The organism is Streptomyces sp. NPDC039609, from assembly GCF_055596705.1.
Window position 1 is genome coordinate 955,517 of sequence record NZ_JBVIUJ010000001.1, and the last position, 23,022, is coordinate 978,538.

Below are 23,022 nucleotides of genomic sequence, written 5' to 3' on the forward strand. Positions count from 1 at the left end.
CCGGCAGGGCCTGACAGGGTCGGGGCTGACCGGGGCCGGTCCGCCCGACCGTTGGCGCCATGTGAGCCGCCGAGGACGGTGTCCGGTCTCCGAGTGGCGGATTGGGCGGAGAGCCGTTGCGATAGGGCTCATGGACGAGCCGATTGCCCGCACGCGGTCCGTGCCGCCACCGGCTGGTACGTGGACGGACCTGCCGCCCGCGGCGGGCGCCGTGGTGATGGCCACCGGCATCCTGTCCGTGGGCTTCCATCTCGACGGCCGTGAGGTGCTCTCGCGCGTCCCGCTGTGTCTGGCCGCACTGGTGTGGCTGCTGCTCGGGTGGGACTTCGGCGCCCGTCTGCTCCGCAGTCGGAGCCGCTGGCTGGCGGACGCCGACACCCCGCCTGGGCTGACCGCCGTCGCCGCCACCACCATCATCGGCGTTCGCGTCGCCCTCCTCGGCTGGAGTGCCTTCGCGGGGGTGCTGTTGGCGCTGGCTGTGGTGCTGTGGGCTGTGCTTCTGACGGCGGTGCTGCGGCATCTGCGGCGGCACATGCCAGGAGCCGTCTTCCTGATCTGTGTCGCCACACAGGCGCTCGCTGTTCTGGCCGCGACCCTCGCACCCGTCGGGGGCGACTGGCTCGCCTGGGCGGCGCTCGTCGCTTTCGCTCTCGGGCTGCTGCTCTACGTGGACGCCCTGGCCCGGTTCGACTTCGGGCAGGTCGCCCGGGGGGCGGGCGACCAGTGGGTGGCCGGCGGAGCGCTGGCCATCTCGGCGCTCGCCGCGTCCAAGCTGCTGGCGAGCGGAGTGTGGTCCGGGTCTGCCTCCACCGCGCTGCGTACGGCCACTCTCGTGCTGCTCGCCCTCGACCTCGTCTGGTACGTCGTGCTGCTCTGCTCCGAAGTGCTGCGTCCGCGCCCTCATTACGACGTTCGGCGCTGGGCGACGGTCTTCCCCCTCGGTATGACGGCGGTCACTTCCCTGTCCACCTCGGCCGTCACGGGCATCGCCTGGCTCGACACGCTGGGGAGCATGTTCCTGTGGGTCGCTGCGTTGGCCTGGCTGCTGACCCTGTGTGGGCTGCTGAGTGCGCTGCTCGCACGTGCTGCACCGCCGGTCGGCCGGTGAAGGGTGGTGGCGCGGCGAAGCCGGGGCCACGGTGGGTCTCTCGGCGCGCCTGACACGAGCCGAATGGCAGCAGCTGACCGGCTCCTTGGTTCACGACAGCAGAGCGGGCCGTTCGGGGTTTGAGGTCGGCTCGGAGGGAGTGCGGGCGCGGGTGCCCGACGCCGGCCGGCCGCGGTCCATTGCTTTGATTCTGTGGAGCCGGTGGTGGAGGAGATGCAGGCAGTGTGGGGCGCCACCGGTACCCATGGCGCCATCGCGATGACACTCTGGCCCATCGTGGCGCCATGACGCTTGCAATGGCGCCACGATGGTGCCACTATTGCGTCATGGACCTCACCCCGTATGTTGACAACCTTCGCCATGAACTCGGCGTGGCCGCCGAGGCGGGCGGGGACGAAGCCCGTGCTCTGGCCGACCGGCTGACCGGTCAGCTGGAGTCGGCCGCGCGTCTGACGCTGCTGAACGCCCTGTCCGACGCGATGGACGAGATCACCCGCGACCTGGCGCCGGGCTCGGTCGATCTGCGGCTGCGCGGCCTGAACCCCGAATTCGTGGTGACCGCGCCGCCCGCCGCCGACGTCTTCGAGGAGGTCGGCACTCCGGTGCAGGCCGCGCCGGTGGCGGCCCCGGTGGAGGTCGAGGACGGCGCCACGTCGCGGATCAACTTCCGGCCGCCGGCCCAGCTCAAGGTCCGGGTCGAGGAGGCCGCGAGCCGCGAGGGCCTTTCGGTGAACGCCTGGCTGGTACGGGCGGTGACCGCGGCCCTTGAGCCCGGAACGGCGGGCCGTAGCCGGAAGGGTTCGCCGGGCCCGGGCGTCGGGCAGGGCTTCACCGGCTGGGTCCGCTAGCCGCACCCCGGAACCGCCTCACGATTGCACCGGCGGGCTCCGGGTGCGCCGATCGCACCCGGCACGCCTCAAGTCACTGTCGCACCACGGCACTTCACCCGAGCACCGGCGTCCGTACGACCACTCGGCTGCTCAGTACTCGGTCGCTCAGCTCGGTCACTCGGCCAACAGTCACTCAGTCAAAGGGACGGCACAGCCATGCCTACTTTCGAAACCCCCGAACCCCTCTCCGCCACCGTCGAGCTCGAGATCGGGCGGGCCCGGATCGTTGCGGGCGAGCGCACCGACACCGTGGTCGAGGTGACGCCGAGCGACCCCGGCGACAAGCTGGACGTGCAGGCCGCGGAGGAAACCAAGGTCACCTGCGCGGGCGGGAAGCTGCTGGTCAAGGGCCCGAAGAAGCGCTCGCTCTTCGGCAAGATCGGCGCGGTCGACGTGACGGTCGAGCTGCCCGCGGGCTCGGACCTGACCGGCAGCACGGGCCTCGGCGAGTTCATCGGCGAGGGTCGGTTCGGAAACTGCCGCCTCACGACGGCGGCTGGGGACATCCAGCTGGACGAGGCCGCGGCGGTACGGCTGAAGACCTCGCACGGCGACGTCCTCGTGGACCGTACGACGGGCGAGACCGACATCCAAGGGTCGGGCCGCGTACGTGTCGGCCGGATCGAGGGGGCGGCGACCGTCAAGAACCTCAACGGCGAGACCGCGATCGGAGAGGTCGCCGGGGAGCTGCGGGTGAACTCCTCGAACGGTCCGATCAGCGTCGTACGCGCGGCGTCCTCGGTGACCGCGAAGACCGCCAGCGGGGCCATCCGCCTCGGTGAGGTCGTACGCGGCCGGATCACGCTGGACTCCGCTGCCGGAGGCCTGGAGGTCGGTATCGCCGAGGGGACCGCGGCCTGGCTCGACGTACGCTCCACCGCCGGCCGCGTACGCAATGAGCTGGGGGCGGCGGAGGGCCCGGGGGAGTCCGAGGAGACGGTCGAGGTCCGGGGCCGTACGAGCGTCGGCGACATCGTCATCCGCCGCGCGTAGGCGCTCTCGGCGGCGCGCGTGCAGGCGTGCGCACAGGCGGGGTCGGGGCTGAAGCGCCGGCACGGCGTACACATCGAACTGAGGGGCGGGGAGAGAGATGGAACGCGGATCACAGACCGGCGCACTCGGCGCACCCAGCACCCCCGGCGCTCCCGCAACCCCAGGTGCCTTCGCCTCCTTCGTCCGCTTCGTGATCTTCGGCGGCGGAGTCGGCCTCGCCTCCAGCGCGGCCGTCGCCCTGCTCGCCACCTTCCTGCCGTTCATCCTGGCCAACGCGCTGATCGCGGTGGTCTCGACGATCCTCGCGACCGAGCTGCACGCCCGGTTCACCTTCGCCTCGGCCCGGCGGCCCGACGGGCGCGGACTGCTGCGCTGCGGCCTCCGCCACCATCTGCAGTCCGCCGGGACGGCCGTGGCCGCCTTCGCCGTGACCTCCCTCGCGATGCTCGTCCTGTACGCGTTCGAGAGCGCACCCCCTCTCGCGATCGAGCAGACGGTCTACCTCTCTGCCTCGGCCCTCGCCGGCATCGGCCGCTTCCTGGCACTGCGCTTGTACGTCTTCGCCACCACTCGCAAGCAGCCCACCCCGGTCACCCTCGACCTGCACCGGTCCCCGGCCTGTCGCGAACTGCTCACCACCGCGTCCTGAACCGGACCGGGAACCGGGTGAAGGCCCGGGGGACCCTCGTCCGGCCGTGACGGATATGCCGCAACGGATATGCCGTGACGGGGATGCCGTAACGGAAATGCCGTGACGGGGATGCCGTGACCGGGATGCTCGCCCCGCACCTCTAGTGCGCCTATCCGACGCCGGACACACGCCGCCGAGGCGCCATGTCGCGCTGCCCGGCGCCGAAGGCCCGGCTCGCCCGTCGCCCAACGCCCACCGTTTCGACCGGCAGCCGCTCTGACCGGCCACCACCCATCCGATGCGTCCGCCGAACCGATTCGACGGACCAACCGCTTCGACCGACCACCGACCCAACGGGAGTTCCTCCGTGGCTACGTTCCTTTCCAGACTGGGCCGACTCGCTTTTCGCCGCCGGGGGGTGACCCTGCTGCTCTGGCTGCTGATATTCGGCGGCGTGGGCTTCGCGGCCTCGTCCGCGCCGGCGCCGCCCGCCGACACGTTCTCGATGCCGGGCACCGAGTCGCAGGAGGCCTTCGACCTGCTGACGGAGAAGTTCCCCGACGCGAGCGCCGACGGCGCCAGTGCCCGGGTCGTCGTCCGGGCGCCCGAGGGCACGAAGATCACCACGCCCGTGCAGCGGACGAAGGTCGAGCGCCTCGTCGTTGAGCTGGGGACGTCGTCCCCGCAGGTGGTGGGTGTCGCCGACCCGTACAAGACCCCCGAGATCAGCATCAGCAAGGACGGGACGACCGCCTACATGGTGGTGACGTACAAGGTCCCTGCGATGGAGGTCGGGGACAAGGCGCACGACGCGCTCGACGCGGCCACCGAGCGGGCCCGCGAGGCAGGGCTGACCGTCGAGGCCGGCGGTGACGCCGTGAAGATCGAGCAGGCCATGGGCGGCACCGGCGAGCAGATCGGCATCCTGGTCTCCGCGTTCGTCCTGGTCCTGACCTTCGGTTCGATGATCGCGGCCGGCATGCCGCTGATCACCGCGCTGATCGGCGTCGGCATCGGCATCTCCGGCATTACGGCGCTCGGCTCCACTCTGGGCCTGTCCGGCACCACCTCCACCCTCGCGATGATGATCGGTCTCGCGGTCGGCATCGACTACGCGCTGTTCATCGTGTCCCGCTTCCGTGCCGAGAGGGCTGAGGGGCGTACGCCCGAAGAGGCCGCGGGACGGGCCGTCGGAACCGCGGGATCGGCCGTCGTCTTCGCCGGTCTCACGGTCGTGGTCGCCCTGGCCGGGCTCGCCGTGGTGGACATCCCGATGCTCACCAAGATGGGCCTGGCCGCGGCCGGCACCGTCGCGGTCGCCGTACTCGTCGCGATCACGCTGGTCCCCGCCCTCCTCGGCCTGGCACCGGTCAAGGTGATGGCCCGCAAGGGACGCCTGCAGTACGCCGTCAAGCCGCTGTCGGAGCGCAAGCAGCGCAGGGCCGCCAAGCACGCGGCGAAGCTGGCCAGCAAGACCAAGCCCAACCTGGGCTCCCGCTGGGCCAGTTACGTCCTGCGCCACCCCGTGGCCGTCCTGCTCGTCGGTGTGATCGGCCTCGGCACGATCGCCGTGCCGGCCGCGAGCCTTGAGCTCGGCCTGCCGGGCGAGGGCCAGATGTCGACCGAGACCACCCAGCGCAAGGCGTACGACCTGCTCTCCCAGTCCTTCGGGCCGGGGTTCAACGGACCCCTGATGGTCACCGTGCAGGCCAAGGACGCCAAGGCGGCCGGAGACCAGGTCGGCGAGGCCCTCAAGGGGACGGACGGCGTGGCCTCGGTCTCCCCGGCCACCGCCAACAAGGCGGGCGACACCGCGATCCTCACCGTCATCCCCACGACCGGCCCGACCGAGAAGAAGACCGAGGAGCTGGTCCGCGAACTCCGCGACACCGCGGGCGACCTGGAGCAGCGCACCGCGTCCCGGATCCTCGTGACCGGCCAGACGGCCATGTTCATCGACTTCTCCCAGACCCTCGACGACGCGCTGCTGCCCTACCTTGGCCTGGTCGTGGGTCTCGCCTTCCTGCTGCTGATGGTGGTCTTCCGCTCGGTCCTGGTCCCGCTCAAGGCTGCCCTGGGGTTCCTGCTGTCGGTGGCCGCGGCACTGGGCGCCGTCGTGGCGGTCTTCCAGTGGGGCTGGCTCGCCGATGTGTTCGGCATCGACACACCGGGCCCGATCATGAGCACGATGCCGATCTTCATGATCGGCGTGGTCTTCGGTCTCGCGATGGACTACGAAGTCTTCCTGGTCAGCCGGATGCGTGAGTCGTACGCCCACGGAGCCCGCCCCGCCGAAGCGGTCGTCGACGGCTTCCGCTACGGCGGCAGGGTGGTCAGCGCGGCCGCGGTCATCATGATGAGCGTGTTCTCCGGCTTCATCATGGAGGACAACGATTTCGTCAAGATGATCGGCTTCGCCCTCGCGATCGCCGTCCTCTTCGACACCTTCATCATCCGCATGGCGATCGTGCCCGCGCTCTTCGCTCTCCTCGGCAAGTCCGCCTGGTGGCTGCCGAAGTGGCTGGACCGGATCCTGCCCCGGGTGGACGTCGAGGGCGAGAAGCTCGGCCGGGTGCAGGCCGCACCGCACTCGCACCGGGATCGCACCCTGGTCGGCTGACGACCTCACGGACCGCGCGGCACACCTTTGGCGCCAATGGCGCAAGGCCTCGCCTCTCCGGCGTCGGACCCGCCAGAGGTTGCCGTGCCCAGCCGGACCAGCCGGACCAGCCGGACCAGCCAGGCCCGTCGGCAGGCCCTACCCCGCCGGGCCAGCCGGACCAGCCGGCCCGCCGACGTGCCGTACCCCGGCCAGGCCCGCCCAGGCCCGTCGGCGCGCCGTACCCCGGCCAGGCCCGCCCAGGCCAGTCGGCGCGCCGTACCCCGCCAGATGCACCCAGGCCGCGCGCCGTACCCCGCCAGACCCGTCAGCCCGTCAGGCCCCGCCGACCTCAACGGTCCTGCCGCTGCCCCGACGGCCCCGCCCCTTGAACTCCCCGGAAGAGAAAGGCCCACCCACCATGAACACCGCGACCACAGCGGCCACCAGCACACACTCCGCGGCGATCTCAGCGATCGGCCTGCGCAAGTCGTACGGCGACAAGGTGGTGCTCGACGGCATCGACCTGCGGATTCCCGAGGGCACGATCTTCGCCCTCCTCGGCCCCAACGGAGCGGGCAAGACCACCACCGTGGAGATCCTCTCCACACTCATCACGCCGGACGCCGGCCAGGCGCACATCGCGGGCCACGACGTGACCACCGACGCAGCCTCGGTACGCCGTCAGATCGGCGTCACCGGACAGTTCGCCGCCGTCGACGGGCTGCTCACCGCCGAGGAGAACCTCCTCCTCATGGCCGACCTGCACCACCTCGGTCGCGTCGAGGGCCGGCACCGCGCCGCCGAGCTCCTGGAACGGTTCGAGCTGACCGAGGCGGCCCGTAAGAACGTCGCCACCTTCTCCGGCGGTATGCGCCGCAAACTCGACCTGGCGATGACGCTTGTGGGCAGGCCGCGGATCATCTTCCTCGACGAACCGACCACCGGCCTCGACCCGCGCAGCCGCCGCGTCATGTGGGAACTCATCCGCAACCTGGTCACCGAGCAGGGAGTGACCATCTTCCTCACCACGCAGTACCTGGAGGAGGCCGACCACCTCGCCGACCGCATCGCGGTCCTTGACCACGGCAAGCTCGTCGCAGAAGGCACCGCACAGGAACTGAAGCGGCTGATCCCCGGCGGCCATGTCCGCGTCCAGTTCGCCGAGGAGAGCCACCTCGCCACCGCCGCCGCGATCTTCGGCGTCGCCGCCTTCCCCCAGGCTCTCGACTTCGCTCGAGCAGGGGGAGAGTCGCTCACCCTGCACATCCCCAGCGACGGCTCGATCGCCGACCTCCGCGCCGTCCTCGACGCTCTCGACTCCACCGGCGTGCCGGCCGAGTCGCTCACCGTGCACACACCCGACCTCGACGACGTCTTCCTCGCCCTCACCGGCCGGCACACCACCCCCACCGCCCCCACCGTGCCTGCCCCCGCCGTGTCCGCCACGGCTCAGAAGGAGTCGAACCGATGAGCGCTGCCACCCTCAACCCGGCCAAGCCCACCAAGCCCGCCCGCTCGTACGCCTTGCGCGACTCCATGACGATGCTGCGCCGCAACCTCAAGCACATGCAGCGCTACCCCTCGATGACGATCTCGATCCTCGTGATGCCGCTGCTGATGCTGCTGCTGTTCGTGTACGTCTTCGGCGGCGCCCTCGGCACCGGCATCGGGGCGGGAGCCGAACGCGGCGACTACATCAACTACCTGGTGCCCGGCATCATCCTGATGTCCGCGACCTCGGGGGCCGTTGCCACGGCGGTGTCCGTCTGCACCGACATGACCGAAGGCATCGTCAACCGCTTCCGTACGATGTCGATCTCCCGCGGCTCCATCCTCACCGGCCATGTCCTGGGCAGCGTCATCCAGGTCGCGGCGGTCCTCGTCCTGATCACCGGGGTCTCCCTCGCGATCGGCTTCCGGCCCAACGCCTCGGCCGTCGAGTGGGCGTCCGCAGCGGGCCTGCTCCTCTTCCTTGCCTTCGGCATGGCCTGGCTGTCCGCCGCGATGGGTATGGGCGCCAAGACCGTCGAGTCCGCGAGCAACGCCCCGCTGCCGCTGACCTTCCTGCCCTTCCTCGGCAGCGCGGTCGTCACCCCGGACTCCATGCCGACCGCCCTGCGCTGGTTCGCAGAGTTCCAGCCCTTCACCCCGATCAACGAGACCCTGCGCGGCCTGCTGCTCGGCACCCCGATCGGCAACGACGGCTGGATCGCCCTGGCCTGGTGCACGGGCCTCGCCCTGGTCGGTTACCTGTGGTCCCGCGCAGCCTTCAACCGCGAGGTCACACGCTGATCCCGACAGGCCAGGCACGGCGAAGGGCGGCTCCCGACCGATTCCGGGAGCCGCCCGACGGGCGCGGCCCCGCTTCCGGCTCCGGGCCTTGCCTGGTCAGTACAGTGCAGGCGTGCCCCCTCAGCCGTCTTCGCTCAACTGGCACTTCCTGTTCTCGCGCCGGGGCTGGATCTGGTGGATGCCCATCATCGCCGTCCTCATTGTCCTGATCACGGAGGTGGCCGTCCAAGGGCGCGAACCGGTGAGTTTCCTGCTCACCGGTGTTCCCCCCTTGGTCTCCGCGACACGTGGGCCGAGGGCAACCGCATGGTCGGCATTCGGCTGCCTGGGGCTGCAGATGCTGATGGCGGCAGCCCGTCCGGGCCACTTCGACGAGCAGCACCATGTGGCCCTGTACATGGCCACCCTCGTCATCGGGGCCGTCAGTATCCTGCTCGCCAGGCAACGCCAGAACACCGAGAAGCACCTGATCAGGGCGAACTCGGTGGCCGAGGCGATGCAGCGCACGCTGCTGCGCCCGGTGCCGTCCCGCCTCGCCCATGTCAGCGCCGCCGGCTACTACTCGCCGGGTGAGGGCGGTACGTTCGTCGGGGGCGACCTGTACGACATGTGCGAGACGCCGTTCGGGGTCCGGGTCATCATCGGGGACGTCCGGGGCAAGGGCCTGGACGCGGTACAGACGGTCGCAGCGGTCCTGGGGAGTTTCCGCGTGTCCGCCCATGAATGGCAGGACCTCTCTGTCCTGGCGGACCGGCTCGAGCTCAGCATCGTGCGCAACGGCCCCAAAGCGGGCACCGGTGATCCCGAGCTGTTCGTGACGGCACTGGTCATGGAGTTCGCCGGTGACAGCGTACGTATCGTGGACCGAGGTCATCCGGCACCGGTCGCCGTCGGCCCGCACGGGGCCCGTCATCTGGCCACTGCTCCCGCGCTGCCGCTGGGACTCGGAGAGCTTTCCGCCGGCCGGGTCCTGACCACGGAACACGTCCTGCGGCCCGGCGAGGTCCTCGTCCTGTATACCGACGGCCTCAGCGAGGCCCGCAACACGGACGGCACCTTCTACCCCGTCATGGAACGGCTCGGCGAGCACTTCCTCACGAGCGAGCCGGATCCCCAGACGGTGGTGTCGTTCCTGCGGACCGACAGCGACAGTTGGTCGGCGGCCTCCGAGGAAGACGACCAGGCAGTCCTCGCCATCACACTGGCCCAGCCGCCACCACGGCATCGCGTACACAACTGAGCTCTTGTGACGGCGAGTTCAGCCTCTCCGTCATACCGCAGGGGCCTGCCACGCAGACGCTACCCAAGGGTTGTCTGTACAAGTCGGCGTCGCTGTTCTCCGACTCGTCGTCGCGAGTTCACTCCCGACTGCTGCGATACACGCGCCATTTGAACAGCGCTTGATCGAGGAGGCTCGAGTGAATCTCGTAGTCAACGGCGACGCGGAGAGCGGGCCCGGCGGGTCCGCCGAGCCGGTCACCGGCGTGACCGGCTGGGAAGTGCGGGAAGGAGCGCCCGCGCTCATCGCGTACAGCCTGGGCAACGGCTACCCCGGGGCTGCCGACCCCGGGCCCGCCACCCGTGGCAGCCGGTTCTTCTCCGGCGGCAACAGCCCGCGGACCACGCTCGTCCAGGACATCACGCTGCCGACGCGCGGCGCCACCGGCCGCCGGTCAGTCGACGCCGGGAAGGTCCGTTACGCGCTCGTCGGCTGGCTGGGCGGATACGCGACACAGGAGGACGGCGCCCGGTTGTCGGTGGAGTTCCGGGACGCCGACGGCACGCCGGTCGCCCTGTCCGTGCTCGGCCCGGTGTCGGCTGCCGAGCGGCTGTCCCGTACCGCCCTACTGGAGCGCACCGCGACCGCCACGGTGCCCCCCGGCGCGCGTACCGCGCGCGTGCTGCTTGTCTTCACCCGCAGCGGCGGCGGGACGTCCAACGACGGTTACGCCGACGCCATATCGCTCACGCTGCACGCCACGGAGGGACGCAAGTGACCAGGCTCAACCGCCGCGATCTGCTCAAGGCCGCCGGTGCCGCGGGTGCCCTGAACCTCGCCTGGCCACTGGCTGCCGGACTGTCGCCCGCACAGGCCCTGGAGGCCGCCCAGGCGCTCGGCGCCGACTACGACCAGGCGCCGTTCACCCTCGGCATCGCCTCAGGCGACCCGCAGCCGAGCAGCGTCCTGCTCTGGACCCGGCTCGCCCCGGAGCCGCTTGCCGCCGAGCAGAAGCTGCCCGAGATCGTCGAGGTCGACTGGGTCGTCGCCGCCGACCCCCGCCTGCGGCGGGTCGTCGCACGCGGCACCGCGCCCGCCTCGGCGACGCTCGGCCACAGCGTGCACGTTCCGGTCGCCGGGCTGAGCCCGAACACCCGCTACTGGTACGCCTTCAAGGCGCTGGGCAAGCAGAGCCGGATCGGTCGCACGAAGACCGCGCCCGTCGGCAACGTCCCCTCCGTCCGCTTCGCCGCCGCCAACTGCCAGGCGTTCCACGACGGCTTCTACGCCGCCCACCGGGGCATCGCGCGCGAGAACATCGACTTCGTCGTCCACCTCGGCGACTACATCTACGAGCACGGGCAGGTGGGCGGAGTCCCCGCCGACCACGTCCGCGACCACGAGGGCCCCGGGATCTTCACGGTCGCCGACTACCGCCGCCGCCACGCGCTCTACAAGGGCGACGCCTCCCTGCGCGAGGCGCACGCCGCCCACCCCTGGTTCCTGACGTGGGACGACCACGAGGTCGTCAACGACTACTCGGGTACGGGTGGGGGCGCGCCGTTCATGCAGCGGCGGGCGGCCGCGTACCAGGCCTGGTACGAGAACATGCCGCACCGCGACGGCGGCGCCGGAACCGCCACCGCGCTGCCGGACCCCGAGATCCACCGGGTCCGCCGCTGGGGCGACCTGCTGGAGCTGACCGTCTTGGACCTCCGCTCGTACCGCTCGGCGCAGAACCTCTCCGACGGAACGATCCTCGGTGCCGGGCAGAAAGGGTGGCTGAAGCGGAACATCGACCAGGCTCCGGACACCTGGCACGTCTGGGCGAACTCGATCATGCTCAGCCAGCTGCGGAGCCGTCCCGGCGGCTCGTACATGTTCACCGACCAGTGGGACGGCTTCCGCACCGAGCGCAACGAGGTCCTCGGCCATGTGCACAGCGCCGGCATGGAGGACCTGGTCGTCATCACGGGCGACTGGCACTCGGCGTTCGTCGACGACATCCGGCCGGACTTCGACGACGTCTCGTCCCCGGTCATCGGTACGGAGTTCACGGCGCACTCGGTGACCTCGGGCGCCTACTCGGCGAGCTGGAACGCCACGAACGGCCCGGTGATGGGCGCGGGCAACCCGCACCTGAAGTACTTCGAGGGCAACCGCTACGGCTACGACGTCTACGAGGTCACCCCGGAGCGGTTCAGCGCCCACATGCGGGTGATCGACGACCGACGTGACCCGGCGTCCCCCGTCTCCACGCTGACCACGTTCCACGTGGACCGCGGGCAGGCGGGCTCCTACGAGGACCCGGCGACGAAGAACTCGCCGGCCCAGTACCGCAGGGACTGACACACCGAAACGCCCGTCCCGCCGGTCAAGACCGGCGGGACGGGCGTTTCGGGCGGGGGTGTTTGCCGGCCATCACATCCACACCATCAGGCGATAGCGGAAACACCCAAAGAGTCACGGACGGTCCCCTGAGGTCAAGGTCAGGTCGACTTCTCGAAAACAGAGACCACGGTCGGAGTCGACTCCCCGTAAGGGGCACCGGTCAACCCGCCGAGGCTGGCAATCCGTCGCAGACCTGATGCATCAGCAAGCTCAAGAAGTCGTTCCTCGCTGATCAGCAACGCACGCTCGGGGAGGATGCGTACGTCTTCGTCATCGATCCAGACCTGCTTGCAATTCCATTGCTCACCCTCCAGCTCTGAGAAGATGACCATGCCACGCCTGACGCCAGGGTAGGGCATGAACATGCTTCCGCCATTCTCCTCAAGCTTTTGAACCCATGGCAGGTTGTGTGTCTCAGTGATCAGCAACCCGCCAGGTGCGAGATGCTCGGAAAATGTCCGCATCGCATCCAGCTGAGCCGCCGGATCCGTGAGAATCGCCAGGCTGCCACACACGCAGAGGACCAGGTCGTACTGTTGTCCGTCCCGGTAGTGCTGCATGTTTCCGAGCCGCGGTGTGATCGTTGGGAACTCGCGCTCGGCCAGAATCGACAGCATTTCCTGTGAGGCGTCGATCCCGACCAGTGAAGCGTCTACGCCCTCATCGCGGAGCCGCTCCGCGAGCGGGACCAGGACGCGCCCCGTGCCGACTCCGAATTCTGCGACGGAGGGAGATGTACGGCCGCGGAGCTGATGTGCGAGCCACTCGATTTCGGCCGGTTCGAGCGGAGGGAAGATCGAGTCGTAGACTTCGGAAAAGCGTTTCCCGTAATTGCCGCTGTCACGTAAATCGCCGGGAGAATAAGCGCCTTCACTGTCTAACGCCATGGCTGAGCGACCTCCAATTGCGGTGGAATTTGAGGTTAGCACGGCCTTTGTTGGTGATCGAGTGGCCGACCAGTGGATGTGGAAAACGTGCGGCCGGGCATGAAGAATGCATTGACCTCTTCTCATCCTGATCGCCGGGCGATTTCGATGGCGCGGACGGCGACGACAGCGGGACCGATGCGGCAGGGGCTGCCTGCACCGGGCCGAATGAGGCGGGCGAAGGCTGGTTCCCCTGGCGCCCGCGGCGCGGTCCTCGCGGTCTTCGCGGTCTTCGACGACGAGACCGGACCGCGCGCTCCAGCTCTGAGCGGTGGATCTCGTCTTCACTCCGGTGTGTCCCTCCTGTCGGGAGCCGGGGTGCCCGGGTCGTCCTCCCAGTCCCATGTGCCGATGTAGGCCGCCACCCCGGACCGGCGAGCCTCCATGACCGCGGTGAGCCGGGCGAAGTCCCGCGTCGGCATGAGAGGCGCCCAGTCCTCCAGCGGGAGCACGCGGACCTGGTCGTGTTCCTCGGGGGCCAGGGTGATGCCCGCGATCTGCCGGTCGGTGAGCCGCCCGCCGTCGAACACGTAACCCGCGGTCGCGAGCGGCCAACCCGCCCCGGGCAGGCCGAAGACGGCCGCGAGCAGCCTTGGCGGCCCGGTCACCAGGAGCCCGGTTTCCTCCCGGGTCTCACGCACGGCCGTCTCCCACGGGCGCTCGCCGGCCTCGGCCGTCCCGCCCGGCCACTGCCATGGATGCTCCGTGCTGTAGACCGCGTGCAGGTGCACCGGGTGATCCTGTTCGTCGGTGAAGAAGACGCTCCCGAAGAGCGTGGCCTTCGGCAGCGTCGCCGCGTACTCCTCGGGAGGCAACCAGGAACCGCTCGCACCGGATCCCCTTCCCGAGGAGGAGGGTCCGGCGGGTGCTTCGTCGGGAACGGTGGTCACAGTTCATCTCCATGGGTGCGAGAGGGATTGCCCAGCGGCCAGGCCAGAGTTCCGCAGCGGCTTGCCACCCACTGGGCTCCGCCGGGGTCGATCTTCAGCCGGTACGTGTCCGGTGAGCCGACCGCGCCGGCGGTCGGCGATGTCAGCGCGACCAGGGACGCTGCCACCGCCACTGTTGCCGGCGCTGTGGCGCTGACTAGGCCACCGACGATCACCTGGCGCCGCTTGGAATGGCGAACGGCGAGCGCACGGGCGTGCAAGGCGAACAGCGCGGGCGGAAGCTGCCCGAGGAATGTCCGGGATCGCCTGAGGCAGCGTCTCGAATCGCTGCCCGGTGGCCTGTTGTCGTCCACCCCGCGCTGCGAGGAGGACGTGGAAGTGCGGGTCGACTGTGACTGCTGGCGGGAGGGATTCAAGGCGTCCTCCATCTGGGGGCGGCCGGCTGGCACTGGTGCTCTAGGAACGCAACCGGATCCGAGCCCGTCACGGCCGGTTCGCGGGCAGATGGTGAACGCATGTTCTGATCTCGGTGCATGCGCGCTCGGGCGGCGGCCTGCTTCGCCAGACTCGTTCGATTGAGGTTGAGTCACTCCGCCGAGGGATCGCCGGCGCGGGGTGTCGGCCACACGAACGCTGTGTTGTGCCTACGCGCCGAGCTTCGGCAGCGGCTCACCCGGGGCCGCCGGGCGGCCCTCGGCCAGCCAGAACGCGTAGTCGCGCAGGTACTCCTCGAGCCCCTGGCTCAGGTGGGCGAGGTACGCCCGAGCGCTGGCCGCGGCGTCCCGCAATTCCTCGCGCTCGCACGTCGCCCACTCACCCCACCCCACGCGCACGGCCCACTCCCTGACCTTGCCGCGCTCACGCCACCAGTCCCGGACCAGATCCGGGGTCCAGTGGGAGTCGCCGTCCCCTCCGTACGCCGCGAACGGATCGCATGCCGCGGCGCACGTCAGTTGGTGGACCTCGGATGCCCGGACCGGTTGACGGTAGACGAACTCGGCGCAGAACTCGTCCTCGTACGCCACATGGCGGGGTGCGCACAACCGTCCGGTGAAGCAGTTGTCGGTGTTGGCCGTGTAGAAGGGGCCGGGGATGTTCCGCCAGTCCCGCATCTCCCAGCCCTCAGGCGCAGATCGGGACCAGTCGTGCCTCACCAGGTCGCCGTGCCACAGCGGATGGGGCTCGCCCACCAGGGCGCGGACAGTCGGTATCGGGTCCCAGTAGGTCATGCCCTGCAGGATGTCAGACGGCAGTGCGCAGAGCCCTCCTGGATTCGGCGCTGCCCCGCCGGCCTGTGCGGCAGAGAAGGGGGCCCAGGGGGTACGACCCCCGGGGCCCCTTCCGTCATCCCGCTGCTTCGACGAGCGCGTTGGCCGTGCGTGCGCGACGCGTTCCTTGGCGGCTTGCTGCCGAAGGCGCGTTCAAAGGAGCGGAAAGCATCCTCCTGCTTCCACTCCGCCGCGGCCTTGACGCTGGACGCGAGGAACCGGGCGCAGCGCGGACCGGGGTGGGGCTCGCCGAGACGGTCCCGGGCGCACTCCGACACGACCGCGTAGCCGTCACGGTCGCGCCACAGGCTGCGGCCCTGCAGGAAGCCGTACTCCAGGGAAGTGCGGGCCAGGTCCTTCGGTACCGGGTAGTCCAAGTCGGAGCCTCGGGGCGGTCGTGTACGTCTCGGAGGTACGCCGAGACGCGGGCCTCCGCGTGAGTGGGATCGTTCGCTTCCCCCGCTGCGGCCTGGGACAACTGAGTGGCTGCCAGGGTCAGCGCCGACGCGGCGCTGAGGACCGTGGCAACCAGGGCGGTACGGCGCCACGCGGGAGGCAGGATTGAGGGGGCATGCCGATCATCCTCAGGCGGTCGTGCCGCGAGGAGAATGTCCGACATGCCGCTTGTCGCTCGTGCGGGACGCATCCGGCTGTACCGGTGGAGGTTGCGCTCCAGGGCCTGACGACGGACGGCGTCTGCGGGAGCGCCCAGGCCGTTCGTGTACGTTTCGCCCGGCGCCGCGCTCCGTTCGACCTGCGTCCGCGTCCGCGCCCTGTGGTGCCGGACGCGGACGCAGACGCTCCGATGGGACTCCGCTGCGCTTACGTCAGAAGATGCGCTGACCGGGCGTGAGGACACCGTCGGGGTCGTATCGGTGCCGTGCAGCCTCGAACTCGGTCCAGAACGGGCCGAAGTGGTGCACCCAGTCGTCTCTCGTCAGCGGTACCGAACCGATCGGGTACCAGCAGCCGCCCGCGGCGACGGTGATGTCGTACTGCCTACGGTTCGCGGCGACCATCTCCTCGGCGGAATCCGCCCCGGGGGAGGCGGTCTTGAGGAGGGAGAAGAGGTAGGCGAGTTCCTCGTCCGGCATGACCGGGAGCGGGGTCCTGCACTGGGCGGTGGGCACGGGGTACAGCAGGACGACCGCGCTGTCGCCGAGCGCACCGGCCTTGAGACCGGAGAGTGTCTCCGTGACGACGTCGTTGACGGTGGACGCGGGGAGCAGGCTGTCGTACCAGGGGTGCGGCCGCTTCCACTCGCCCATGGACTCGAAGGCTTCCAGCACCGGGGCGATCCGGTTCAGGAAGTCGAAGTACGGCATGTCCTGGGCCTCGATCGAGGTGTACCCCAGGTCGCCCGTGAGCCGGGCGTCGTCGGCGGACGCACCGTCGTACGCGGCGGCCTCGATCATGAAGGTCCAGCCGTCGGGCGTGGCCAGGGCCTGCCCGACGAGGCAGTCGAACCGTCTGTCCTCGATCAGCTGGGCCTGCTGCGCCGTGAGGTCCGCGACGCTCTCGAAGAACATGACGTAGTGCCGTACGGAGCGGGGAGCGGGGACCAAGGAGAGGGTGGCGCGGGTGATGATCCCGCACTGTCCCAGGCCGCCGAGGACGGCTCGGAAGAGGTCCGGGCGCTCGGTGGGGGAGCAGGTCGTGAGCTCGCCCTCACCGGTGACGACCTGGAGTTCGAGCACGTTGTCGACCTGCGTGCCGTAGCGACCGATCTGCCCGCCCAGGCCGCCGGCCGACAGCGTGCCGCCCACGGAGAGCTCGAGATAGTCGGTGAAGGCCGGCGGGGTGAGGTCCATGGGCAGGGAAGCCTGGACCAGAGTGCTCCACCGCGCCCCGCTCTGGACCATGGCGGTGTTGTCGCGGATCTCGATGGAGTCCAGCGAGCCGAGGTCGATGACGAGACCGGAGGGCACCTGGGCCTGTCCGTTGGTGGAGTGCCCCTGGCCCCGTCCGGCGACCTTCAGCCCGCGCTCCCGGCAGTAGCGGACCATCGTGGCGACGTCCTGGGCCGAGCCGGGGCTGAGGACCGCGGCGGGCGGTCGGCTGACCATGTGGCCGAAGTCGGTGGACGCCGCGTCGATGGCGGCCTGGTCGAAGCGCAACTCCCCGTCCAGGGCGGGAACCGCGTCGAAGGCGCTGCCTGCGCCGGGAGTGGAGTCGGTGGGGTCCGGCTGCGCGGCAGGAAGGTGTGGAGGCGTCACGCCTACTCCAGATCAACTCGGTTGCAGGGACTGCCCGCAGCGCGATCAGTCGCCCCGGGCTTTGGCACAGTTCCTTCACATTGTGATCGTTTCTGCGCCGGAAGGCCCTCGAATATCCAAAGTTGGCGCTGTCGGAGGCTCCGCAGGCGTGCACCGGCCCACGCCGCGGGAATGAGGGTCTCCAGGTAGGCTCCGCTTCCCGCCGCTCGCCAGGGCTTCGGCCCTCAGGGTTCGCCCAGGCGTACAGCGAGGGCGGCGATGTCGTCGTCAAGGCGTCCTCTGCTGTAGCGGAGGAGGTCGCGGTGAAGAGCCGTGAGCAGTTCGCGGGGTGGTGTCGGGGGCTGTCCACGCATCCAAGCTGTCAGCGGGAAGAACTCGCCGTCGCGGGCGCGGGCCTCGGCGATCCCGTCCGTATAAAGGAGCAGCAGGTCGCCGGGGGCGAGGTCGAAGGTGTCGACGTTGTAGTGATCGCCGATCAGCTCCGCGAGGCTGAGCAGCGGCGAGGGTGAGGCGGATTCGAGAACGCGGACTCCCCCACGGTTCAGGAGCAGCGGCGGGGGGTGTCCGCAGTTGAGGATGTGGATACGTCTTCCCTCGTGCGGGATCTCGGCGAGAAGGGCGGTGGCGAAGCGCTCCATCGGCCCGTCGGGGGGAAAGGCGGCGTTGTATCGGGTGCTGCTGGCGTCCAGCCTGCGTGCGACCTCGACCATGTCGGTCTCGCCGTAAGCCGCCTCCCGGAAGGCGTTGACGATCGCCGCGGCCGCCCCCACTGCCGGCAGGCCCTTGCCCCGCACGTCACCGATGAGCAGCCTCACCCCGAATGGCGTGTCGACCACCTCGTAGAAGTCCCCGCCGATGCGGGCCTCCGCCGCGGCCGCGAGGTACAGCGACTCGATCTCGACGTTTCGGAAGCGGCGTGGCATAGGGCTGAGAACCACCTGCTGCGCCGCGTCGGCGACGAGCCGCACCTGGAAGAGGGTGCGCTCCCGCTGGAGCCGGACGTGGCTTCCGTACGCCGCGGCCACGGTGACCGCGATGATCCCTGCGGCCGTCCACCACGTTCCCAGGTCGGGGAAGACGAGGCTGAGGCCGATCATCAGAAGGAGGCAGACCGTCCCGAGCAGGACGGTGGGGAGGACCGGCCACATGGAGGCGGCCAGGGCTGGTGCCGCGGGCAGAAGGCGGCTGAAGGCCATTTCCGGCGGAGTGGCGTAGGCCAGGCTGGCGATCACGATGGTCAAAAGGACCGGCGACAGCCGAACAAGCCCCCACCGGCCGTAGCGCCGACGGAGCCGCAGCCGTCCAGAGTCGATCACACCCCCCAGAGTATCTGCGCAATTACGGCAAAGCGCTCTGGCGGAGAGTGTCGACTGCCTGCTCCTCCCGCTCAACAGCTGACGAGCGCCGTTACCCCCTGTTCCAGAAGTCGGTGACCTGGCTGTTCGGCCGTTCGGGCTAGTGGCGGGCGGCCGGCCGGATGGTGAGGTCGTGGGCGATGTCGATGGCGCCGGCCGAGGTGGGGAGCTCGATGACGCTTCCGGGGCGGCTGGTGCCCGCGCCGGCGAGTTCCCGCGGGGCCGTCCCGCAGGGGGTGGCCGAGCCCTTGGTTCCGTAGCGCGTCGCCCCGGGTTCGGCGGAGGCAGGTGCCAGTGGAGGTGTCGTACGCCTTCATGAGGACTCCTCGGTGGGCTGTGTAGCACTTCGGGATGACCCTGCGCCCGCACGGAGATGGACATTCCAGCCCGCAGGGAACCTCCGCCTTCCCTCGCCGTCTTGATCACCAAGTTCGGCTGGAGGAGGGTTCTGATGGCACATCAGGTAGGCGAGGCGGGACGGGCGAAGGCGTCCGCACCGGAGTACCAGGGGGTTCTCGGGTCGATGTCGGTGAACGCCCCGCTGGCGGAGGTGCTCGCCCGGGGCATCGACGAGCTGCGGGCCGCGGAACGGGCCGGTGACCGGCAGGGGGCGGCGCGCTGCGGGCTCGCCGTCGCGGAGGCCTGCAGGAGGCTGGGGCGGATCGAGGAGGCCGACCAGGCGTGGAAGGCGAGCTACCGGGCGGCGCGTTCCGCCGGGCACGAGGGGGCGATGGCCTGGGCGCTGTGGAGTGGTGGCACGCTGGCCCGGCAGCGCGGGGCGTTCCGGCTGGCGTACCGGTTGCTGCGGCTGGCGGCCGAGATGGGTGAGCGGGGCGGTGACGTCGTCGCACGCGGCTATTCCCTGGCGGGGCTTGCCGAGACGGGGCGCATACAGGGCGATTACGCGGCCGTGGGCAGGCTGCACGAACAGTTGCTGGCCGAGGCCCGCCGACGCGGTGAGGCCCGGCATACGGTGTGGGCGCTGGAGGGCATCGCGCAGATGCACCGCAACACCGGCGACTACGACAAGGCGTTGGCGCTGTTCGAGGAGGCGGCCGAGACGGCGTCGCGCGCCGAGGACCGGCGAGGGTGGGCATGGGCGCTGCGAGGCGTCGCCGATGTCGTTTCCGCGCGAGACGGGGACGTGGAGCGCGCCCTGTCGCTGCTGTCGCAGGCGGAGGAGGCCTGCCTGGAGATGCGGCTGACCAGCGCGCTCGCCTACAACCACAAGATGCGTGGCAACGTGCTGTACCGGGCCGGCAGGTACGCGGAGGCCCGTGAGCTCTACACGCGTGCCCTCGAGGAGTTCCGCGGGATGGAGGAGCCGCGGGGGACGGCGCTTTCGAGGCTGGGGCTGGTCAAGGCGCGTGCCCGGCTGGGCCGGGACGCCGCGCGGAGCGCCGCAGAGCTGGCGGAGCTGCGCTCGACGCTGGACCGCATCGGGCTGCGGCATGCCCGGGAGATGGTGGAGAAGGCGGCGGCCGAGCTGGGCGTGGGGCCGCTGCCGGACGAGGCCGGAGACGCGCCGGGGGCCCGGGAGCCGGTGCTGCCCGCGACCGGGCTGGAGGCGCTGCGGGCCGCCGATGCGGAGGGACTGCGGTGAGTTCCTCCCCGGCATCGACGACAACGGCGCCGGTGACGTCGACGGTGTCCTCGCACGGCGCGGCGGCCTGTGCTGTGGCGGCCGCGTCCGACGGCCGTCACAGCACAGTGCCCGGTGTCCTGGCACGCTGTCGTGAGCTGGTGCGGCCCGCTCTGGTGGGGGCGGTGGGACGGCTGCACCCCTGGACCGGTGAGATGGCTGCGTACGCGCTGGGCTGGAGCGATGCGGCCGGTACCCCGGATCCGGGCGGCTCCGAGGGCAAGGGAGTGCGGCAGGCGCTCGCCGTGCTGGGGGCCGAGGCCGTGGGCGCGGACGGCGGCGTCGCCGTCCCGGGCGCGGTGGCCACGGAACTGGTGCACACCTTCTCCTTGCTCCACGACGACATCATGGACGGCGACGGGCTGCGGCGGCAGCGTCCGGCGGTATGGAAGGCCTACGGGACCGGTCCGGCCGTCCTGGCCGGCGACGCCCTCCACGCTCTGGCGGTGCAGACTCTGGCCGAGGCGCCGAGCCCCTGGGCGGCGGCCGCGGTCCGGCACTTGTGCGTGACGCTCGACGCGCTGGTGTCCGGGCAGGCGGACGACCTGCGGTTCGAGCAGCGCCCGTGGACCGGATCCGGTGCGGTGGAGTTGGAGCAGTACCGGTCGATGGCGGAACGGAAGACGGGGGCCTTGCTGGGCAGTGCGATCGGGCTCGGGGCGGTGCTCGGCGGCGCTCCTGCCCGGACTGTGTCGGGACTGGAGCAGGCCGGGCGTCATCTGGGCATTGCGTTCCAAGCGGTGGATGACCTGCTCGGCATCTGGGGTGACCCGGCTGTGACTGGCAAGCCCGTTTACAGCGACCTGCGGCAGTGCAAGAAGACCTACCCGGTCCTCGCCGCGCTGGCCACAGGCGGAACGGCCGCCCGCGAGCTGGCGGCGCTGCTGGAATCTCCCGGGCGACCGCACAGGACGGCAGTGGCACGTGCCGCTGTGCTCGTGGAGGAGGCGGGCGGACGGGCCGCGACCCGTGACGAGGCGCGCCGGCATCTGGACACCGCCCGCCGTGGCCTGCGGGAGGCCTCACTCGCGCCTGAAGCAGCTGGGGAATTGGACGCGTTGTTCACGTACGTGCTGGATCGCAGCTGGTGAGAGGCTGAAAGGTCCTGCGCGACCGCCGTTTCCAGGGTGACGGGGGTCTTCACGCCATGCTGAGCGGGAGGTGGTCGGGCCGGCAGGCGTGTCTGTGATCCATTGCGGGGGAACCCTTTGGGCGGTACGGCCCACCTTTCTATCTCCAACCTGTGTTGTTCCTAGAATGGCCGGGTGAAGGACATCGAAGCGATTGCGGTGTTGCAGGATCCGGTGCGCCGCCGCCTGTACGAGTACGTGGCGGCGCAGGGCCGTGAGGTCGGCAGGAATGAGGCCGCCGAGGCGGCCGGGGTGGCGCGCACGCTTGCCGCGCATCATCTGGACAGGCTGACCGAGGCCGGGCTGCTGGAGAGTGGTAGCCGCCGTCTGACGGGCCGCTCGGGGCCGGGGGCGGGCCGTCCCGCCAAGGTGTACACGCGTTCGCGGGCGGAGCGGTCGGTGTCGTTGCCCGCCCGCGACTACCGCACCGCCGCCGAGCTGCTCGCCGAGGCCGCCGAGCAGGCGGGGCTGGACGCTGGACTCTGCGCGGCCGCACGCCGCCGGGGCGAGGCCCTGCGCGGCTCGGCGGCGCCCTGCGGCGGCCTCGAAGAGGCCATGGAGATGCTGGCCGCCCGCGGCTACGAGCCGCACTTGGAAGCCGTCGAAGCCGTCGGAGATGTCGAGCATGCCGAGGATGCCGAGGATGCCGAAGGTGTTGAGGGGGCGTCCGAGGCGGCCGAACGCGTCATCCGTATGCGCAACTGCCCCTTCCATGCCGTCGCCGAGCGCTTCCCGCCGCTCGTCTGTGGCATGAACCTCGCGCTGCTGGAGGGGCTGCTCGGCGCGGACGGTTCCGTACGCGCTCGCATGGACGCCCGGCCGGGGGAGTGCTGTGTAGTGGTCGAGACTTCTAAAAACAATGATGATTGACATAGAAAAGCAGGGCGTGCTGGGATGAGGCCATGACCGCATCCACGCATGCCGCCCACCACCTCGCCCAGCTCAACGTCGCCACACTCCGCCACCCCCTCGACGACCCGCGCGTGGCGCCCTTCGTCGAGATGCTCGATCCGGTCAACGCCGCGGCCGACGGCGCGCCCGGCTTCGTGTGGCGGCTCGTGGAGGAGGGGGCGGCCGACGCCACCGCCCTGCGCCCCGCGGGCGAGGACGTCATCGTCAACATGTCGGTGTGGGAGACCCAGGAGGCCCTGTGGGACTTCGCCTACCGCAGCGGGCATCTGGAAGTGATGCGGCGGCGCCGCGAATGGTTCGCACGCCACGTCGAGGCCCACATGGTGCTCTGGTGGGTCCCCGCCGGTCACCTCCCTACGGTCGGCGAGGCCTTGGAGCGGCTGGCGGATCTGCGGGCGCACGGGCCGTCCCCGCGCGCGTTCACCTTCGCGTCCGCCTACACCGCCGCCGAGGCCGCCCAGCAGCTTCAGACCGTGCCGCCGACGCAGCCCGAGCAGTCCGCCCGAAGCACGGGGCCGACGCCGGCCGAGGACGCGGCGGCCATCTGAGCGCCTTGC

General features: G+C 70.4%; 19 protein-coding genes. 14 read left to right on the plus strand and 5 right to left on the minus strand.

Annotation, left to right across the window (positions count from 1 at the left end; genetic code table 11):
- The first annotated feature begins 130 nt into the window (after nucleotides 1–130).
- The 10 genes from ACZ561_RS04250 (at nucleotide 131) to ACZ561_RS04295 (ending at nucleotide 12,084) form a co-directional block, all read left to right on the plus strand.
- Nucleotides 131–1,108: a tellurite resistance/C4-dicarboxylate transporter family protein gene (locus tag ACZ561_RS04250; protein WP_470989467.1), complete on the plus strand. Its 978-nt coding sequence runs from the start codon at nucleotides 131–133 to the stop codon at nucleotides 1,106–1,108.
- Nucleotides 1,109–1,434: 326 nt separating this feature from the next.
- Nucleotides 1,435–1,956 carry a hypothetical protein gene (locus ACZ561_RS04255; RefSeq protein ID WP_470989470.1) on the plus strand — a complete coding sequence of 174 codons (522 nt, stop codon included), beginning with the start codon at nucleotides 1,435–1,437 and terminating at the stop codon, nucleotides 1,954–1,956.
- A 198-nt stretch (nucleotides 1,957–2,154) separates the two neighbouring features.
- Entirely contained in the window at nucleotides 2,155–2,991 is an 837-nt protein-coding gene (locus tag ACZ561_RS04260) for a DUF4097 family beta strand repeat-containing protein (protein ID WP_470989473.1), read from the plus strand.
- A gap of 97 nt (nucleotides 2,992–3,088) precedes the next feature.
- On the plus strand, nucleotides 3,089–3,640 hold the full coding sequence (locus ACZ561_RS04265) for a GtrA domain-containing protein (protein WP_470989476.1): 552 nt from the start codon (nucleotides 3,089–3,091) through the stop codon (nucleotides 3,638–3,640).
- 349 nt (nucleotides 3,641–3,989) lie between these two features.
- On the plus strand, nucleotides 3,990–6,242 hold the full coding sequence (locus ACZ561_RS04270; protein WP_470989479.1) for an MMPL family transporter: 2,253 nt from the start codon (nucleotides 3,990–3,992) through the stop codon (nucleotides 6,240–6,242).
- Between the two features lie 400 nt (nucleotides 6,243–6,642).
- A complete protein-coding gene (locus tag ACZ561_RS04275; RefSeq protein WP_470989482.1) occupies nucleotides 6,643–7,695 on the plus strand; it encodes an ATP-binding cassette domain-containing protein in 1,053 nt (350 codons plus the stop codon).
- Nucleotides 7,692–8,516 carry an ABC transporter permease gene (locus ACZ561_RS04280; RefSeq protein WP_470989484.1) on the plus strand — a complete coding sequence of 275 codons (825 nt, stop codon included), beginning with the start codon at nucleotides 7,692–7,694 and terminating at the stop codon, nucleotides 8,514–8,516. The genes ACZ561_RS04275 and ACZ561_RS04280 overlap by 4 nt, the downstream gene beginning before the upstream one ends.
- A 112-nt stretch (nucleotides 8,517–8,628) precedes the next feature.
- On the plus strand, nucleotides 8,629–9,756 hold the full coding sequence (locus ACZ561_RS04285) for a PP2C family protein-serine/threonine phosphatase (RefSeq protein WP_470989486.1): 1,128 nt from the start codon (nucleotides 8,629–8,631) through the stop codon (nucleotides 9,754–9,756).
- A gap of 178 nt (nucleotides 9,757–9,934) precedes the next feature.
- The gene (locus ACZ561_RS04290) at nucleotides 9,935–10,513 is read left to right on the plus strand and encodes a phosphoesterase (RefSeq protein WP_470989489.1); all 579 of its coding nucleotides are present in this window, start codon (nucleotides 9,935–9,937) and stop codon (nucleotides 10,511–10,513) included.
- On the plus strand, nucleotides 10,510–12,084 hold the full coding sequence (locus ACZ561_RS04295; RefSeq protein WP_470989491.1) for an alkaline phosphatase D family protein: 1,575 nt from the start codon (nucleotides 10,510–10,512) through the stop codon (nucleotides 12,082–12,084). The genes ACZ561_RS04290 and ACZ561_RS04295 overlap by 4 nt, the downstream gene beginning before the upstream one ends.
- Before the next feature lie 140 nt (nucleotides 12,085–12,224).
- Here ACZ561_RS04295 and ACZ561_RS04300 read toward each other — a convergent pair whose 3' ends face one another.
- The 5 genes from ACZ561_RS04300 to ACZ561_RS04320 all read right to left on the minus strand — a co-directional run bounded on the left by ACZ561_RS04300 (nucleotide 12,225) and on the right by ACZ561_RS04320 (nucleotide 18,742).
- On the minus strand, nucleotides 12,225–13,013 hold the full coding sequence (locus ACZ561_RS04300) for a class I SAM-dependent methyltransferase (RefSeq protein WP_470989494.1): 789 nt from the start codon (nucleotides 13,011–13,013) through the stop codon (nucleotides 12,225–12,227).
- A gap of 323 nt (nucleotides 13,014–13,336) precedes the next feature.
- The gene (locus tag ACZ561_RS04305) at nucleotides 13,337–13,942 is read right to left on the minus strand and encodes an NUDIX domain-containing protein (RefSeq protein ID WP_470989496.1); all 606 of its coding nucleotides are present in this window, start codon (nucleotides 13,940–13,942) and stop codon (nucleotides 13,337–13,339) included.
- Nucleotides 13,943–14,586: 644 nt separating this feature from the next.
- Nucleotides 14,587–15,171: a ferredoxin gene (locus tag ACZ561_RS04310; protein WP_470989498.1), complete on the minus strand. Its 585-nt coding sequence runs from the start codon at nucleotides 15,169–15,171 to the stop codon at nucleotides 14,587–14,589.
- Nucleotides 15,172–16,037: 866 nt separating this feature from the next.
- Nucleotides 16,038–17,426 carry an FAD-binding protein gene (locus ACZ561_RS04315; protein ID WP_470989500.1) on the minus strand — a complete coding sequence of 463 codons (1,389 nt, stop codon included), beginning with the start codon at nucleotides 17,424–17,426 and terminating at the stop codon, nucleotides 16,038–16,040.
- Nucleotides 17,427–17,650: 224 nt separating this feature from the next.
- Nucleotides 17,651–18,742, minus strand: a complete 1,092-nt coding sequence (locus ACZ561_RS04320) for a PP2C family protein-serine/threonine phosphatase (RefSeq protein WP_470989502.1) — start codon at nucleotides 18,740–18,742, stop codon at nucleotides 17,651–17,653.
- A 490-nt stretch (nucleotides 18,743–19,232) separates the two neighbouring features.
- On the opposite strand from ACZ561_RS04320, the gene ACZ561_RS04325 reads away from it, so the two are divergent.
- The 4 genes from ACZ561_RS04325 (at nucleotide 19,233) to ACZ561_RS04340 (ending at nucleotide 23,013) form a co-directional block, all read left to right on the plus strand.
- Nucleotides 19,233–20,384, plus strand: a complete 1,152-nt coding sequence (locus ACZ561_RS04325) for a tetratricopeptide repeat protein (protein WP_470989504.1) — start codon at nucleotides 19,233–19,235, stop codon at nucleotides 20,382–20,384.
- 74 nt (nucleotides 20,385–20,458) lie between these two features.
- On the plus strand, nucleotides 20,459–21,514 hold the full coding sequence (locus tag ACZ561_RS04330) for a polyprenyl synthetase family protein (RefSeq protein WP_470990064.1): 1,056 nt from the start codon (nucleotides 20,459–20,461) through the stop codon (nucleotides 21,512–21,514).
- 174 nt (nucleotides 21,515–21,688) lie between these two features.
- Nucleotides 21,689–22,423, plus strand: a complete 735-nt coding sequence (locus ACZ561_RS04335) for a helix-turn-helix transcriptional regulator (RefSeq protein ID WP_470989506.1) — start codon at nucleotides 21,689–21,691, stop codon at nucleotides 22,421–22,423.
- A 32-nt stretch (nucleotides 22,424–22,455) separates the two neighbouring features.
- Nucleotides 22,456–23,013: a DUF3291 domain-containing protein gene (locus ACZ561_RS04340; RefSeq protein ID WP_470989509.1), complete on the plus strand. Its 558-nt coding sequence runs from the start codon at nucleotides 22,456–22,458 to the stop codon at nucleotides 23,011–23,013.
- The last annotated feature ends 9 nt before the right edge of the window (nucleotides 23,014–23,022 follow it).